Annotated in this window: 18 protein-coding genes and 1 pseudogene; 18 read left to right on the forward strand and 1 reads right to left on the reverse strand. The window is 46.6% G+C overall.

All coding sequences use genetic code 11. The features are described 5' to 3' along the window. Positions 1-383, reverse strand: a 383-nt coding sequence (locus A1D16_RS02405; protein ID WP_290707433.1) for a low molecular weight protein-tyrosine-phosphatase, incomplete at its 3' end; no start/stop codon positions are given. Between A1D16_RS02405 and A1D16_RS02410 the strand changes: the two genes are divergently transcribed. The 18 genes and pseudogenes from A1D16_RS02410 to A1D16_RS02495 form a co-directional block, all read left to right on the forward strand. Then, positions 382-1,302 carry a TonB family protein gene (locus tag A1D16_RS02410; protein WP_290707435.1) on the forward strand — a complete coding sequence of 307 codons (921 nt, stop codon included), beginning with the start codon at positions 382-384 and terminating at the stop codon, positions 1,300-1,302. The genes A1D16_RS02405 and A1D16_RS02410 overlap by 2 nt on opposite strands. Positions 1,303-1,361: 59 nt before the next feature. After that, the gene (locus tag A1D16_RS02415; protein WP_290707437.1) at positions 1,362-1,598 is read left to right on the forward strand and encodes a hypothetical protein; all 237 of its coding nucleotides are present in this window, start codon (positions 1,362-1,364) and stop codon (positions 1,596-1,598) included. Between the two features lie 17 nt (positions 1,599-1,615). Then, positions 1,616-2,536, forward strand: coding sequence for a substrate-binding domain-containing protein (locus A1D16_RS02420; protein WP_290707439.1), 921 nt, complete (start codon positions 1,616-1,618; stop codon positions 2,534-2,536). 54 nt (positions 2,537-2,590) lie between these two features. Beyond that, positions 2,591-4,255, forward strand: a complete 1,665-nt coding sequence (locus A1D16_RS02425) for a tetratricopeptide repeat protein (RefSeq protein WP_290707441.1) — start codon at positions 2,591-2,593, stop codon at positions 4,253-4,255. A gap of 161 nt (positions 4,256-4,416) precedes the next feature. Next, positions 4,417-4,815, forward strand: a complete 399-nt coding sequence (locus A1D16_RS02430) for an NADH-quinone oxidoreductase subunit A (RefSeq protein WP_290707443.1) — start codon at positions 4,417-4,419, stop codon at positions 4,813-4,815. 17 nt (positions 4,816-4,832) lie between these two features. Then, positions 4,833-5,414, forward strand: a complete 582-nt coding sequence (locus A1D16_RS02435; RefSeq protein WP_290707445.1) for an NADH-quinone oxidoreductase subunit B — start codon at positions 4,833-4,835, stop codon at positions 5,412-5,414. A 21-nt stretch (positions 5,415-5,435) separates the two neighbouring features. Continuing rightward, a complete protein-coding gene (locus A1D16_RS02440; protein ID WP_290707448.1) occupies positions 5,436-5,951 on the forward strand; it encodes an NADH-quinone oxidoreductase subunit C in 516 nt (171 codons plus the stop codon). 46 nt (positions 5,952-5,997) lie between these two features. Continuing rightward, positions 5,998-7,239, forward strand: coding sequence for an NADH-quinone oxidoreductase subunit D (locus A1D16_RS02445; protein ID WP_290707450.1), 1,242 nt, complete (start codon positions 5,998-6,000; stop codon positions 7,237-7,239). 57 nt (positions 7,240-7,296) lie between these two features. Continuing rightward, the gene (gene nuoE, locus A1D16_RS02450) at positions 7,297-7,794 is read left to right on the forward strand and encodes an NADH-quinone oxidoreductase subunit NuoE (RefSeq protein ID WP_290707452.1); all 498 of its coding nucleotides are present in this window, start codon (positions 7,297-7,299) and stop codon (positions 7,792-7,794) included. Between the two features lie 62 nt (positions 7,795-7,856). Continuing rightward, entirely contained in the window at positions 7,857-9,209 is a 1,353-nt protein-coding gene (gene nuoF, locus A1D16_RS02455; protein WP_290707454.1) for an NADH-quinone oxidoreductase subunit NuoF, read from the forward strand. 50 nt (positions 9,210-9,259) lie between these two features. Further along, entirely contained in the window at positions 9,260-10,363 is a 1,104-nt protein-coding gene (locus A1D16_RS02460) for a 2Fe-2S iron-sulfur cluster-binding protein (protein WP_290707456.1), read from the forward strand. Positions 10,364-10,393: 30 nt separating this feature from the next. Further along, positions 10,394-11,467, forward strand: a complete 1,074-nt coding sequence (gene nuoH / locus A1D16_RS02465; protein ID WP_290707458.1) for an NADH-quinone oxidoreductase subunit NuoH — start codon at positions 10,394-10,396, stop codon at positions 11,465-11,467. Between the two features lie 53 nt (positions 11,468-11,520). Next, positions 11,521-12,066: an NADH-quinone oxidoreductase subunit NuoI gene (gene nuoI, locus A1D16_RS02470; protein ID WP_290707460.1), complete on the forward strand. Its 546-nt coding sequence runs from the start codon at positions 11,521-11,523 to the stop codon at positions 12,064-12,066. 35 nt (positions 12,067-12,101) lie between these two features. Then, positions 12,102-12,602, forward strand: coding sequence for an NADH-quinone oxidoreductase subunit J (locus A1D16_RS02475; protein ID WP_290707461.1), 501 nt, complete (start codon positions 12,102-12,104; stop codon positions 12,600-12,602). Positions 12,603-12,643: 41 nt separating this feature from the next. Continuing rightward, positions 12,644-12,982, forward strand: a complete 339-nt coding sequence (gene nuoK / locus A1D16_RS02480; protein ID WP_290707462.1) for an NADH-quinone oxidoreductase subunit NuoK — start codon at positions 12,644-12,646, stop codon at positions 12,980-12,982. Position 12,983: 1 nt separating this feature from the next. After that, positions 12,984-14,885, forward strand: a complete 1,902-nt coding sequence (nuoL, locus tag A1D16_RS02485; protein ID WP_290707464.1) for an NADH-quinone oxidoreductase subunit L — start codon at positions 12,984-12,986, stop codon at positions 14,883-14,885. 31 nt (positions 14,886-14,916) lie between these two features. After that, positions 14,917-16,374, forward strand: a complete 1,458-nt coding sequence (locus A1D16_RS02490; RefSeq protein WP_290707466.1) for an NADH-quinone oxidoreductase subunit M — start codon at positions 14,917-14,919, stop codon at positions 16,372-16,374. Positions 16,375-16,396: 22 nt separating this feature from the next. After that, positions 16,397-16,721: pseudogene (locus A1D16_RS02495) on the forward strand (NADH-quinone oxidoreductase subunit N); the annotation flags it as partial.

Consider the following 16,721-nt stretch of genomic DNA (forward strand, 5'->3'; position numbering starts at 1 on the left):
GGGCCATACCAGGGGTCGGGTACATCCAGTTGCCGGCCCGGATGCAGTTCATTCAGCAGTAAATCTACCTTGGTGGCATCGTAGCGCTGGCGCGCAATGGATTTCATTTCATCGATCACATCGGCCGCCATAGCATAAATTTTATCATAGTTGTCAAAATCGGCCGCCCGGAAGCGACGGGCCCGCTGGCTGCTGATATCGATTCCGTGTTGCAGGGCAACTTTTTGCGAGAGACGATGCGGCGCTTCGCCTACATGATAGCCATTGGTACCCGCACTGTCAATTTCCCAATCCAACCCGGCAGCGGCCGCCTTTACCTGTAAAATTCCTTCTGCCAGGGGGCTGCGGCAAATATTCCCGAGACAAACCATCAAAATCTTCATGGCGGCAAAAATAGCACAGTTTGCCGTATGGAATGTGTTAGCCCTTGCATCTCTATTTCAACACAGCGCTGCGTTCCTTTTATCTCAACTAAACTTCATTAATATGGAACCTTCTACTATTCTCCGCAGCGATGCGCTAGACATCCTATTCGAAAACCGGAATAAGCAATACGGGGCCTACCCCCTGCGCCGAAACTATCCCCAACGCCTGCTTACAGCTATGGGCTTGATGGCGCTACTGGTACTGGCGACCAATTTTTTTCTGCTACGGCCTAAAGCGCCCAAGCTGCTCACCGGTCCGATGATTGTACTTGATGATACTCGTTTAATCAAACTGCAGCCCCCAACGGTTGATCCGCCGCCACCACCGGCTCCTGCGCCCTCTGCACCACCGGCTGCATCGGAAAAGTATATTGCCCCCCTGATAGTGCCGGACAATCAACAGACAGATCCCTTGCCGGAGATGGAAACCCTTGCCGATAAACTAATAGCAACCAGTACCACCGAAGGCCCGCTTTCAGACGGTGTTACCCGCCCGCCGGTTCCTGAAAATGCCGGTACCGGCGCTGCCCCCGTTGAACCGGAAAAAGAGAAAGTTGTGGAAATCCTAAAAACAGCCGAGGTAATGCCCAGTTTCCCCGGCGGCCTCAGCGCCCTTCAACGCTGGCTTTCGCGCAACCTGCGCCCGCAGGAAGGGCTCGAACCCGGCCAGCGGGTAAAAGTTATCGCCCGTTTTGTAGTGGATGTGAACGGAAACATCACCGGTATTCAGCTTACCCAGCCCGGGGGCGAGCCCTACGACCAGGAAGTGTTGCGGGTTATTAACAAAATGCCGAAATGGAATCCGGGCAAACAAAACGGAAGCACCGTAGCCGTTTGGTTCAATATTCCCATCATTTTTGAAACCCCGGAAGAGTAGTTACAGGCGAAACACCATATTTTTCCTAAATTGCCCAACGCTAACAAAGCAGATTAAACATGGCTATTGACCCGCAAAATAAAAGAAGAAAGCAATACAGCCTGATGCGATCCATCCTGGACTACGGCATGGGCGCCCTCATCCTGGCCTTTGGTTTCTTCTTTTTATTTTCTGAGAAACTGGGCTTTGATTTCGAGATGGAACCATTTTTTAAATATTTCTTCTCCGGACTTTGTATCGTATATGGGGCCTGGCGAATTTATCGCGGTTACCAGAAGAATTATTTTTCCGAATAAGAATTAAGCTATCGTGTATGTATAGGCGTTGGAAAGTACAGATTATCCTGTTAGTGGCAATGTTTGCGTTCATCCGTTGTAATAACCAACCGGTGGTTTACCGCGGCGATACCGCTACTAAAGGAACCATTCATATCAGTGTGGATGAATCCTTTAAGCCGGTAATCGATTCGCAGATCAAAGTATTTGAGTCGTCTAACCCGGATGCGAAAATTATTCCCCATTATAAAGCAGAAGCAGAATGCCTGAAAGACCTGTTAGTCGACAGCATCCGGATGGTAATTGTTACCCGCCGACTTTTGCCGGTAGAAGAACAACGCCTGAAAGACACCCTTCGGTTTATCCCTATCCAGGGTAGGGCTGCTTTTGACGCGGTTACTGTGATCGTAAACCCCGCCAACAAAGATTCGCTGCTGGATAGAGGTGACCTGCGCTCTATTCTCAATGGGACCAGCGGCTATAAATTCCGGCCGGTAATGGATGGCTTAACCGCTACCAGCACGGTTCGGTTCGCCATCGATTCCATCTTGCGCGGAGATAAACTCAGTAAAGAAGTTACCGCGGCTACCTCCAGTGAAGGCGTAATAGACTATGTATCCAAAAATAAGGATGCCATCGGTTTTATCGGCGTTAGCTGGATCGGCAACCAGGACGATCCGGTTCAGCTCAGCTTCCAGAAAAAAGTTACCATCGCCTCCCTGAAATGTGAAATTTGTCCGGATGAAGCCTTTGTTAAGCCTTACCAGGCCAATATTGCCACCCGTCGTTATCCTTTGGTACGCGGATTGCATTATATTTTAAAGGAAAATTATGAAGGCCTCGGTAGTGGATTTGCGAATTTTCTCATCTATGAAAGAGGACAACTGATTTTCCGCAGGGCTTATCTCTGGCCGGCAAAAATGGCCTTTGAGATAAGAAATGCAGGAATCGACGAGTAATCTCTATTATTTTAATATTTTTATTATCCGACTAACGACTAAAAACAGCAACGAATGAAGAAATACCTCTACAGTCTGGTAGTGGCCGCAGTAATGTGTGGTAATGCCCTGTTCGCACAAAGCGTGGACCAGGGAAAGAAATTTTATTATTACGAACGCTACAAAAGCGCAAAGGAAGAACTGGAGAAAGTACTGGCAGCAAACCCCAATAACATTGAAGCTACGTACTGGCTGGGTCAAACCCTGCTCGATATGAAAGATACAGCCGGCGCCCGCGGTGTTTTCCAAAAAGCCCTGGCTACCAACGGAAACGCCCCCCTGTTGCTGGTAGGAGCCGGACAAATGGAATTAATGGATGGCAAAAAAGAGGAAGCCAAACAACGCTTCGAAACCGCCATCAGCCTCACCAAATCAAAAGATGTAGATATTTTTAATGCGATCGGACGCGCTATCGTAAATGCAAAAGACGGAGACGCCGATTATGCCATTGAAAAATTAAACCAGGCTACACAGATCAAAAAATTCAATAATGCGGACACCTACCTGATTATGGGAGATGCGTACCGTAAAAAAGTAGACGGGGGAAGTGCGGTTCAAAACTACCAGAAAGCACTGGAACTGAATCCCAACCTGGCTGCTGCCAAACACCGGATCGGACGTATTTACCTGACACAGAAAAACTCCGATATTTTTATCCCGGCATTTGAAGATGCTATTAAGCTGGATGCTAACTATGCCCCGGCTGTTTATGACCTTTATTATTATTATTTCAGCCGCGATATCAATAAAGCCAAGGATTATTACGATAAATACCTGGCTGTTTCGGATCCAACTCCCGAAAATGACTATGAGAAGACGGCCATCCTTTACGCATCTCGCCGCTATGATGAGGCCATCAGCACCGCCAATGGTTTTATTGCCAAACTAGGCGACCAGGCCGACCCGAAATATTATAAGCTTATTGCCTATTCCTACGACGAGAAAAAGGACTCCCTGAACGCTAAGAAATTCCTGGAGCAATATTTCGCCAAACAGAAAGAAGCTGGCTTTGTACCGAAAGATTTTGAATTCCTGGCCAATACCCTGGCTAAATTCCCGGGTAATGAAGCGCAGGCCATGGCAAACTATGATAAAGCGATTGCCATGGATACTGCCATGGAATCTAAACTGGAGCTGATGACCAATGCAGCCGCACTGGCCAAAAAAACAGGTAACCGCGTAATGGAAGCCAAGTACCTCGGAGAATTGTACAAAGTCAAAAAAGATCCCAATAACCTCGATCTGTATAACTGGGGATTTGCCAATTACCAGGCAGCACAGTATCCTACAGCCGATTCTATTTTTGCGCTCTATACCGAAAAATATCCCAACGAAATCTTCGGTTACCTGTGGCGGGCAAGGGCTAACCAGGCAATGGACACTACCATGGCCCAGGGCTTAGCTGTTCCGCATTACGAAAAACTGGGAGAAATGGCCCTTAGCCTGGATGCTACCAAGTTTAAAGGACAGGCCGTATCTTCTTATTTCTACCTGGTACAATACTATAATGATATCAAAAAGGATCCGGCAAAAGCACTGGAATACATTGAAAAGGTGCTGGCTATTGACCCGGCTAATGAAACAGCCGTAAAAATCAAAGATATCCTCAGCAAAGCTGCGAATAAAAAAACCAATGCATCGGCCGGCGGTTCCAAACCATCCGGTTCATCGGGAAATTGATGCATCAGATTAAATTAAATCTAATAAGAAGGCCTCCGGAATTGTTCCGGAGGCCTTTTTTCTTCGATAAATGGCCCGAATACCCGTGCAATGAACTTATTTTCAATGTTCCGCGTTTTATTTGGCAGGCTATCTTATTTTTGCCCCACAACAGCAAAAGCATGAATATCTTTTTCTTACAAGCTGCGGTTGCATCCAATACCACAACCAATTATCTGCCCATCGCCATACAGTTACTGTTTGCCCTGGGTTTTGTTGCCCTGACCCTTGGAGGAACCCATTTGCTGGGGCCCTCACGTAAAACAAGTGATAAGTTAGCCAACTTTGAGAGTGGAATTGATGCCGTTGGAAATGCCCGTCAGCCCGTAGCCATCAAGTATTTCCTGGTGGCCATCCTATTTGTATTATTTGATGTGGAAGTTATCTTTTTCTATCCCTATGCCGTGAATTTCAAGGAATTAGGATGGAATGGATTTCTTGCTGTGTTGATGTTTGTGGGGTTCTTTTTATGCGGATTTTATTACATCATCAAAAAAGGCGCCCTTCGGTGGGAAGACTAATCTAAAAATTCCAAGTTATGGCACGTCCGGTTCAATACAACGTAAAGAATGAAGGGGGTAAGATCGTAACCATGGGTGAATTACCCGATGGTCATATGGGAGAAGGTTTTTTTGCTTCTAAACTCAGCGATATCGTTGGGCTGGCACGTAAAAACTCCATCTGGCCCCTGCCTTTTGCTACCTCCTGCTGCGGAATTGAGTTCATGGCTACCATGGCCTCTCATTATGATCTGGCCCGCTTTGGTTCTGAACGGGTAGGATTTTCCCCACGTCAGTGCGATTTGCTGATGGTTATGGGAACCATTGCTAAAAAGATGGCACCCGTAGTAAAACAGGTGTACCTGCAAATGGCAGAACCCCGCTGGGTTATCGCCGTAGGCGCCTGTGCTTCCTCGGGCGGAATCTTCGACAGCTATTCCGTTTTACAGGGAATTGACCAGGTGGTTCCGGTAGATGTTTATGTACCCGGTTGCCCACCCAGGCCGGAAGCCATTATTGACGGAGTAATGAAAATTCAGGAACTGGTCGGCAATGAAAGCCTTCGTCGCAGAAACGGTGATCGCTATAAAGCTTTGCTGGAATCCTATGGCATTCAATAATTACAAATCAGCAATACCATCATGGTTTTGACGAACGAATATATTTTACAGCGCTTAACAGAAAAATTTGGAGAAGCCATTACGCAGGTAGAAGAACCCTACGGATTGCTGACCTTTGAAGTTCCGAAGGAGCTGAACCTGAAAGTGATGCAGTTCTTATACGATGACCAGGAACTTGGTTTTCGCTTCCTGACAGATCTTTGCGGGGTGCATTATCCCGATCAGCTGGGAAGAGAACTGGCCGTGGTTTATCACCTGCATAATATGGTCCAGAATGTACGAATCCGGATGAAGGTGTTTACCGATGTACAACAGCCGGATGTATACACTGCCACCAGCCTTTTTCAATCAGCCAACTGGCAGGAAAGGGAAACCTATGATTTCTATGGAATTAATTTTGTCGGGCACCCGAATCTGAAACGGATCCTGAACGTAGAGGAAATGGATTATTTCCCCCTGCGTAAGGAATTTCCCCTGGAAGATCAGACCCGTATTGATAAGGATGATGAAATGTTCGGCAGAGGCGGCAGCATCTGATCTGGCTATTTCAACCATCTACCAACACCTTAAACAATAGACAGCAATGTCAGAAATTATAACACAAGAACAGCACCATGTTAAGCTTCCGGAAGGATCGATCGGTAAGCAAACCACTACGCTGAACCTTGGTCCGACACACCCTGCAACACACGGTGTTTTCCAAAATATCCTGGAAGTTGACGGCGAGCGAATCGTATCGGCTGAACAAACAGTCGGTTATATTCACCGGGCTTTTGAAAAAATTGCGGAAAGACGCCCGCTTTACCAGATTACCCCACTTACCGATCGGTTGAACTATTGCTCGGCCCCCATCAATAATATGGGCTGGCACCTGACCTGTGAAAAACTGCTGGGTGTTAAAACGCCCAAGCGCGTGGATTACTTACGGGTAATTATTATGGAACTGGCGCGGATTTCTGACCATCTTATCTGTAATTCTATCGTAGGGGTGGATACCGGGGCATTTACCGGGTTCCTCTATGTTATGCAATACCGCGAACTGATTTATGAAATCTATGAAGAGGTTTGCGGAAGCCGACTTACTACGAATATTGGCCGTATAGGCGGCTTTGAACGTGATTTTTCCAATACGGCCTTTCAGAAAATTGAACGTTTTCTGAAAGAATACCCGGTAGTGCTGAAAGAGTTTGAAAACCTGTTTCAGCGTAACCGCATTTTCATGGAAAGAACCATGGGTACCGGTGGCATAGCCGCAGACCGTGCCCTTAACTATGGCTTTACCGGCCCGAACTTACGCGCTACAGGCGTGGATTATGATGTTCGGGTAACGGCGCCTTATTCCTCGTACGAAGACTTTGAATTTGATATACCGGTAGGTACCACCGGCGATAACTACGATCGCTGGCTGGTTCGGAACCAGGAAATGTGGCAGAGCCTCCGCATCATTGAACAGGCATACCGCAAAATCCAGGATTTCAAAGGAGAAGAAGCATCGGTATACCATGCAGATGTACCTGAATACTACCTGCCCAAAAAACAGGATGTATATACTAAAATGGAAGCCCTGATCTGGCATTTCAAAATCATCATGGGTGAAATTGATATGCCAAAAGGAGAAGTATACCAGGCAGTAGAAGGCGGTAACGGTGAAGTTGGATACTACCTGATCAGTGACGGTGGACGCGCACCCTTTCGCCTGCATTTCAGAAGACCCTGCTTTATTTATTACCAGGCATTTTCGGAAATCAGCGAAGGTGCTATGCTGAGTGATGCAATTATTACGCTTAGTAGTTTGAACCTGATAGCTGGTGAAATGGACGCTTAAACGAGACCTGGGGTTGAAATTTTAAATAAACCGATTAAAAATAGAAAGGTTAGGAGTATGGTACAATTCTCTGAAGAAAAAATGGCCAAAGTGCGGGAGATCATCGCAAGGTATCCGGAAGGGAAACAAAAGTCTGCCTTGTTACCCGTCTTACACCTTGCACAGGAAGTGTATGGATGGCTGAGTTCGGAAACAATGGATTATGTGGCTTCCCTACTGCAGATTGAACCCATCGAAGTGTATGAAGTAGCTACTTTCTATTCTATGTACAACCTTAAACCGGTTGGAAAATACATGTTTGAAGTATGCCAGACAGGCCCATGTATGATCAGTGGAAGTGATGCAATTATCGATTATATCAAACAGCGTTTAGGCATTGGCGTTGGAGAAACTACCCCCGATGGCATGTTTACCCTAAAAACCGTAGAATGCCTGGGTGCCTGTGGATATGCACCGATGATGCAGATGGGCAAACATTATAAAGAACACCTGACCCCTGAAAAAGTGGATCAGATCATTGAAGACTGCCGCAAACAAGCGGGCCAACTAAATTAGTGCATGGTGATCAGGTCACCATTCGCTGCTGACTATTCAATATATAAAGACCAAAGTTCCATATGGGCGTTAAACTACTTTTAGAAAAAGCACAGGTTGAAGGCATTCGCTCCTACGAAGTTTATCGGCGGGAGGGAGGCTATCGCGCCGCAGAGAAGGCATTGAAAACCATGGCACCCGATGCGGTTACCGAAGAGGTAAAGAAAAGCGGTTTGCGTGGTAGGGGAGGCGCCGGTTTCCCGGCCGGTATGAAATGGAGTTTCCTGGCAAAACCAGAAGGTATTCCCCGTCACCTGGTATGTAATGCCGATGAATCAGAACCCGGCACGTTTAAGGACCGTTACCTGATGGAATTTCTGCCCCACCTGCTGATTGAAGGATTGCTCATCTCTTCTTATGCACTTGGATCCAATGCTACCTATATCTATATCCGGGGCGAATATGCCTGGATTCCGGATATCCTGGAACAGGCAATTGGCGAAGCAAAAGCAAATGGCTGGCTCGGTAAAAATATTTTAGGTACCGGATTTGATTGTGAAATCTACGTACAAAGAGGCGGTGGCGCCTATATCTGCGGCGAAGAAACAGCCCTTATTGAATCACTGGAAGGAAAAAGAGGTAACCCCCGCATTAAACCACCCTTCCCGGCAGTTAAAGGAGTTTGGGACCGGCCAACAGTGGTTAACAATGTGGAAACCCTGGCAGCCGTGGTGCCCATCATCAATATGGGGGGCGATGAGTATGCAAAAATAGGCGTAGGCCGTTCTACTGGTACCAAACTGATTTCTGCCTGCGGTAATATCAATAAACCCGGGGTATTTGAAATTGATATGACTATTTCAGTAGAGGAATTCATTTACAGCGATGAATACTGCGGAGGTATTAAAAACGGGAAAAGACTGAAAGCCTGTATTCCGGGCGGTTCTTCCGTGCCCATTCTTCCTGCTAACCTGCTGCTGAAAACAGCCAAAGGGGAAACCCGCTATATGAACTATGAAAGTTTGAGCGATGGCGGATTTGCCACCGGCTCCATGATGGGCTCGGGCGGTTTTATTGTACTGGATGAAGACCAATGCGTAGTTAAAAATACCTATACCCTGGCCCGTTTCTACCGGCATGAGAGCTGCGGACAATGTTCGCCCTGTAGAGAAGGCACCGGCTGGATGGAGAAAATCCTGAAAAATATTGACAGCGGTAAAGGTAAAATGAGCGATATCGATTTACTATGGGATATTCAACGGAAAATTGAGGGCAATACCATTTGCCCGCTGGGTGATGCCGCCGCCTGGCCGGTAGCCGCCGCAATTCGCCATTTCCGCGATGAATTTGAATGGCACGTGAAAAACCCGCAGGAATGTGTAACGAGGAATTATGGCCTGGCACATTATGCAGATCCGCTGGAAGTAGTGGGGTGAGGAAAAGCAGAAGGGGAGAATGATTAACTTTTGAATTTTGATTTTATAACATGCCTGAAGAGAAAAAATTATTCAAAGTAACCATCGACAACATCACTGTCGAGGTAGAACCGGGAACAACTATCCTGAATGCTGCCCGGCAGATTGGTGGAGAGGTTACTCCGCCTGCTATGTGCTATTACAGCAAGCTGAAAAACAGCGGAGGTAAATGTCGTACCTGCCTGGTGGAAGTGGCGGCGGGTTCAACCGCCGATCCGCGTCCGATGCCGAAGCTGGTAGCCAGTTGCCGTACCACCGTTATGGATGGTATGATTGTAAAAAGCATTACCAGTGAACGGGTGCTGGATGCAAGGGCCGGCGTCGTTGAATTCCTGCTTCTGAACCATCCGCTGGATTGTCCTATTTGTGACCAGGCCGGCGAATGCCACCTGCAGGATCTCAGCTATGAGCATGGTAAAGAAGGTACCCGCTATGAATTTAATCGTCGTACGTTTAAAAAACACGATCTCGGCGACTATATTCAACTACATATGACCCGCTGTATTCTCTGCTATCGCTGCGTTTTTACCGCCGATCAGCTAACGGCGAAAAGAGTACATGGTGTACTGGATCGGGGAGATCATGCAGAAATTGCCACGTATATCGAAAAATCACTCGACAATGATTTTATCGGGAACGTGATTGATGTTTGCCCCGTTGGCGCTTTAACCGATAAAACCTTCCGCTTCAAAAACAGGGTTTGGTTTACCAAGCCGGTGGATGCCCATCGGGATTGTTCCAAATGTTGCGGAGAAGTACAATTATGGATGAGAGGGGATGAAGTGTTCCGGGTAACGGCCCGAAAAGATGAGTGGGGCGAGATCAAGGATTCGAGCAAAGGCTCAACCGGGTGGATCTGTAACGAATGTCGCTTTGAAAAGAAAGAAGCAAAAGACTGGGTAATCGAAGGCCCGACCAAAGTAAGCCGTCATTCTGTTATTTCCCAGGGGCATTATGTGAATGTGGTGAAACCGAAGGAAACCCTGCCGGATGTAATGGGTGGACGTGCGCCGAAACTACTCATGAATATTCATAATGTAAGTGAAGTGAATCGTCCTGATATCGAACTGTCCAAGATCGATGGTCCGGCGCACAGCGATGATTTCAAAAAATAGCCTCGATAACGGAAAATAGTGTAGGAATTTATGATACAACTAGCAATAGACCTGGCTTTTATTCTGGAGAAAGCAATTCTCATAGGAGGTATTATTACCGTTTCTCTGGTAGTGGCCATGTATTCTACCTGGGCAGAACGTAAGGTAGCAGGTTTCATGCAAGACCGCCTGGGACCCAATCGTGCCGGCCCATTTGGCTTACTTCAGCCACTGGCAGATGGTCTGAAGCTTTTTATGAAAGAAGAAATTATTCCGAATGCCTCCAATAAGTTCCTGTTTATCCTGGGCCCCGGCCTGGCTATGATGACGGCTATGATGACCAGCGCGGTTATTCCCTGGGGTCGGGAAATCGAAGTCTTTGGTCGCACGGTCAGCCTTCAGATTGCCGACATCAATATCGGTATTCTCTACATTTTTGCCGTACTGAGTATGGGAGTATACGGTATTATGATTGGTGGCTGGGCATCGAATAATAAATTCTCGCTGCTGGCTGCCTTACGCGGCGCCTCCCAAATGATTTCTTATGAACTGGCTATGGGGCTTTCTATCATTGCCCTGCTGATGCTGACCGGGTCACTGAGCCTGAAAACAATTGTGGAACAACAAAGTGCTGCCGGCGGATGGTGGAATATCCTGTATCAACCGCTCGGTTTCCTGATATTTATGGTATGTGCTTTTGCAGAATGTAACCGTACCCCGTTTGATTTACCCGAAGCGGAAAACGAATTGAACTTTGGTTATCACCAGGAATACTCTTCCATGAAACTCGGGTTCTACCTGTTTGCGGAATACATCAATATGTTCATGAGCAGTGTGTTGATGGCAACGCTTTATTTCGGGGGCTACGATATTCCGTTTGTGAATGACGCGGCTCTGGTGGAAAGTATGGGTACCAATAACGTGGCTATTTTACAGGGCTTATCACTATTTGCAAAAGCAGCCTTCTTCATATTTTTCTTCATGTGGGTCCGCTGGACCATCCCCCGCTTCCGCTATGATCAGCTGATGCACCTGGGTTGGAAAGTAATGATTCCACTTGCGCTGATCAATATGCTGATAACTGCAGTGGTTGTACTGATCAGACAAAACGGATGGCCTTTTTGATAGGAATCAAACTTGGCCTGTAACCAGTTAAAAAATATTTTTACGCTCGAATTATGCAAACGCTCACCAATAGATCCAAAGCAGTAGATCGCCACCCGATGACGGTGTGGGAGAAAATGTACCTGCCGGCGATTGCCAAAGGAATGAGTATTACTCTTTCGCATTTCTTTAAAAAGAAGCCTACGATCAATTATCCGGAAGAAACCCGTCCGTTTAGCCCGGTTTTCCGCGGACTACATATCCTCAACAGGGACGAAGAAGGCAGAGAGCGTTGTACCGCCTGCGGATTATGCGCCGTTGCTTGTCCGGCTGAGGCCATAACAATGGAAGCAGCAGAGCGTAAGGAGGGAGAGGAACAATTGTACCGCGAAGAAAAATATGCAGCTAAATACGAGATCAATATGCTGCGTTGCATTTTCTGCGGGCTGTGCGAGGAAGCCTGCCCGAAAGATGCGATTTACCTGAGTGAAACGTTTGCGCCGTCGAACTATAAGCGGGAAGGTTTTATTTATGGAAAAAATGACCTGTTGATTCCTGACCCTAAAACGGAGCCTGAACTTTACCGTAAAGCGGTAGGAGAGCGGTCCCGCAAAAGCTGATTGTATTCTTATTAAAGTAACTGCGAACAACAAACATGACTATCACAGAAATTTTATTTTGGTTGCTTACCGTGGTTGCCCTTACAGGCGCCCTGCTGGTGGTTACCAGTAAGAACCCGGTTTACAGTGTGTTGGCACTGATCGCTACCTTCTTTGCCATATCCGGCCACTATATCCTGCTCAACGCACAATTCCTGGCAGTTGTAAACCTGATTGTTTATGCGGGCGCTATTATGGTACTGTTCCTGTTTGTGATTATGCTCATGAACCTGAATACGGAAACCGAGCCACAGAAGAACAAGTGGTTGAAAATGGCCGGTACAGTGGCTGGTGGCTGTTTGCTGCTGGTACTGGTTGCTGCTTTAAGAGATGCAGATTCCAAATCAACGATTGCCCTGGTAAATTCCGGTGATACCGGTTTGATTGAAAACCTGGGTAAATTATTATTCAATGAATACGTGATCCCCTTTGAAATAAGCAGCGTGTTATTCCTGAGTGCGATGGTAGGAGCCGTGGTGCTCGGTAAGAAGGAATAAGGGGTGATCAACTAATAACTATTAACTTTTGATTTTATAAAATGCCAATCAATCTCTACATTTTTCTAGCCCTTGCCCTGTTTTCGATCGGGGTAATAGGGGTGCTCACCCGTCGTAATGCCATCATCATTTTTATGTGTATAGAACTGATGTTGAATGCGGTAAACCTTTTGTTGGTGGCATTTTCTAAAATGCACCTGGCAGATAGTGCCAATAGCGCCCTGCAGGTAGTAACCAATGGCGCCGACGCACAGTTATTTGTATTCTTTATTATGGTGGTGGCTGCTGCCGAAGTAACCGTGGGACTGGCCATTATTGTAATGATGTACCGTAATATCCATTCCGTGGATGTGAATTTCCTGAACAGACTGAAAAATTAATATGAACAATATCATTGATTACGTTTGGCTGGTTCCCCTCTTTCCGTTGGTAGGATTTCTCCTGAACGGATTGCTGAGAAACCATGTATCGAAGTCGCTGAGCGGGATTATCGGCTCCGGTACCATCCTGGCTTCCTTTGTTGTAAGCATCCTGATTTTTATGCAGGTAAAAGCCGGATCAACCGGAGTGGTAACGCTCTTCAATTTTATTGAGTTCGGTAAAACTGTTATTCCTTTCGCTTTTCAGGTAGATCAGCTCAGCAGTTTGTTCCTGCTGATTATTACAGGTATAGGATTCCTGATTCACTTGTATTCTACGGCTTATATGCACGAAGAATCCGACATGCATTTTGCCCGTTATTTTGCGTACCTCAATCTCTTCGTGTTTTCGATGTTGTTGCTGGTACTGGGATCGAACTATGTAATCATGTTCATCGGCTGGGAAGGGGTAGGATTGTGTTCATACCTGCTGATCGGTTACTGGTTCAAAAACATTGAATATACCAGCGCTGCCAAAAAAGCTTTTGTGATGAACCGGATCGGGGATGCAGGCTTTTTGCTGGCGGTGTTTTACCTGCTATCTAAACTGGGAACCGTAACCTATATTGATGTGTTCAGCAAGGTAGACAGTTTATCTGGCCAGGACCTTACCATTATTACGCTTCTGCTGTTTGTAGGAGCAACAGGTAAAAGTGCACAGATCCCCCTGTATACCTGGCTGCCGGATGCGATGGCGGGTCCCACACCCGTTTCTGCGCTGATCCACGCGGCTACCATGGTTACCGCGGGTATTTATATGATTGCCCGGTCCAACATTTTATATACCCTGTCGCCGGTTACCCAAACTGTGGTGGCGGTTGTGGGTATTGCCACCGCTTTACTGGCCGCCAGTATAGCCCTCAAACAAAATGATATCAAAAAAGTACTGGCCTATTCTACGGTTAGCCAGTTGGGTTATATGTTTCTGGCATTAGGTGTAGGTGCTTATACAGGAGCTGTATTCCATGTAATGACACATGCTTTCTTTAAAGCCCTCCTGTTCCTGGGAGCAGGTTCGGTGATTCATGGCATGCACCATGAGCAGGATATCCGGAACATGGGCGGACTGAAAAAATATATGCCAACAACGCATATCACCTTCCTGATTGGGTGTTTGGCAATTGCCGGAATTATTCCATTCTCCGGTTTCTTCTCCAAAGATGAAATTCTGGCCGCTGCATTTGCTAATAACCCGTTGTATTATGTACTTGGAGCCATCGGTGCATTAATGACGGCATTTTATATGTTCCGCTTGTATTCCATGACCTTCCAGGGCAAATTCAGAGGTACGCAGGAGCAGGAACATCACCTGCATGAATCTCCCGCGGCCATGACCATTCCGTTAGTAGTACTGGCCATCTTCAGTTTTGGGGGCGGACTGGTGGGAATACCAGAGGTACTTATGCACGGCGGCCATGCATTGAACGATTTCCTGGCCCCGGTATTTGCGGCGTCTACCAGTAAAATGACACCCCATGCCATCGATCATTCAACGGAATTGATCCTGATGTTTGGACTGATGGCTGTTATCCTGCTGGTAATTATACTTGCCTGGAAAAAATTCAGTGGCTATCAGAAAACAGCTTCGGAAGAAACCGGCTTGGGTAAAGTACTACAAAATAAATGGTATGTGGACGAGCTTTACGATGCTGTCATTACCCGACCGGTGAATGCATTTGGCAAAGGCCTGGAGAAACTGGATCGCTTCGGGATCGACTGGATTGTAAATGGTGTAGGCAGGAGTGTACAATATGCAAGCCGGCAATTGCGCCTGCTGCAAAGTGGCCAGGTAGGCAGTTATGTTTTGCTGATGGTGTTGGGAATAATTCTGCTCTTTGTTTTGCAGGTATTCCTGAAGAAATAATTGATCAACTGAAAGAAACGAGATTCAAATAATGGTACCAGTTTTACTGATTTTGATTCCCCTGTTAACCGGTGTTGCCTTGTTCGCGATCCGGCAGGAAGCAACTGCTAAATCGATTGCATTTTTGTCTACCCTGGTTTCTCTGGCTATAATGCTGGCAGGAATGAGTGTATGGAACGATGCTGCCCACCTCAGTTTCAACCAGCCCTGGATCGGCGCACTGAACAGCCGTTTCCACCTGGAACTCGATGGTATGAGCCAGTTGCTTTGTTTACTAACCAGCTTCTCTTTTCCGCTGATCATTTACAGCACCTGGAATAATACTTATGTTGACGGAAATCGGTTTTTCGGACTCATGCTGCTGGCGCAGGCCGGGCTGATGGGAGTATTTATGGCGATGGACGGTATGCTGTTTTATTTCTTCTGGGAACTGGCGCTGATACCACTTTATTTTCTGTGCTCCCGCTGGGGAGGAGAAAAAAGGATCCAGGTTACGATCAAATTTTTTATCTATACCTTTTTGGGCTCCCTGTTCATGCTGATAGGCCTGATCATGCTCTATTTCAAAGCAGGCGGATCCTTTGCCTGGACAGATTTTGTAAAGCTGAACCTTAGCAGCCGGGAGGAAATGACCATTTTTATATTGCTGGTTGTAGCTTTTGCCGTTAAAATGCCCTTGTTTCCCTTCCATACCTGGCAGCCAGATACCTATGAACAGTCGCCCACGGCAGTTACTATGATCCTGAGCGCCATTATGGCCAAAATGGGGGTTTTTGGTTTATTACGCTGGCTGGCACCGGTAGTACCGGCAGCTACCTACCAGTGGGGAGATAATTTTGCCACCTTGGCTGTGGTAGGCATGCTCTATGCCTCTTTTATTGCCATCAAACAGGATGATCTGAAAAGACTGGTTGCCTGGTCTTCCATTGCGCATATCGGCTTAATGATCCTGGCGTTGTTTGCACCCAGTTACAGCGGACTCCAGGGCATAATGATACAGATGTTCAATCATGGCATCAATATCCTGGGTATGTGGATTGTGGTGAACGTAATTGAACAGCAATTCGGTACCCGTAAAATAAGTGAACTGGGTGGCCTGGCACAGAAAGCACCGGTGCTGACCATTATGCTGGTGATTGTTGCACTGGCTAATATTGCCATGCCACTGACCAATGCATTTATCGGGGAGTTTATGATGTTTAACGGCATCTGGGGTTCCACTGCTACCAAGTTTGGGATGGTATATGCCATTGCGGGTATTATTACCATTATCCTGAGCGCGGTATATACCCTGCGTATGGTACAGAATGTGTTTTACGGACCTACAACCACACGCACCGAAAATGCGGTAGATATCCGCTTTAATGTGCAGCTGGCACTGGCCATTCTGATTGTGGGAATTATATTGATTGGAATTTATCCGAAACCTATATTGTCGATGACCAGTGAAATCTCGCAGCAGATCCTGGACAGGATGAATTTAAAATAAACAGCAAACGACCTGAAATAGTATGAACGCAATTATTCTTTCCGCCTTATTGGGTGTGGTGCTGATGTTCACGGGCATCTTTACTGCAAACAAATCGACGATCCGCATCGTTGCCACCGCAGGTTTGCTGCTGTTGCTGCTGGCTAATATAGCTGAGATGAACGGTATGAAATGGTTCGATATAAATACCCGCAATATGCTGGTGTTTAATAAGTTTGGCCTGCTTTTTAATACCATTGCTTTTGCTGCAACCTTCTTGTATTTTTTGTTATCCGGACGCGATATCCTGAAAGTAGGGGTGAACGGGGCTGAATATTTTGCCCTGATCTTTTTTATTCTTTGTGGTA

Source organism: Flavihumibacter sp. CACIAM 22H1, assembly GCF_001601815.1.
GTDB lineage: Bacteria > Bacteroidota > Bacteroidia > Chitinophagales > Chitinophagaceae > Flavihumibacter.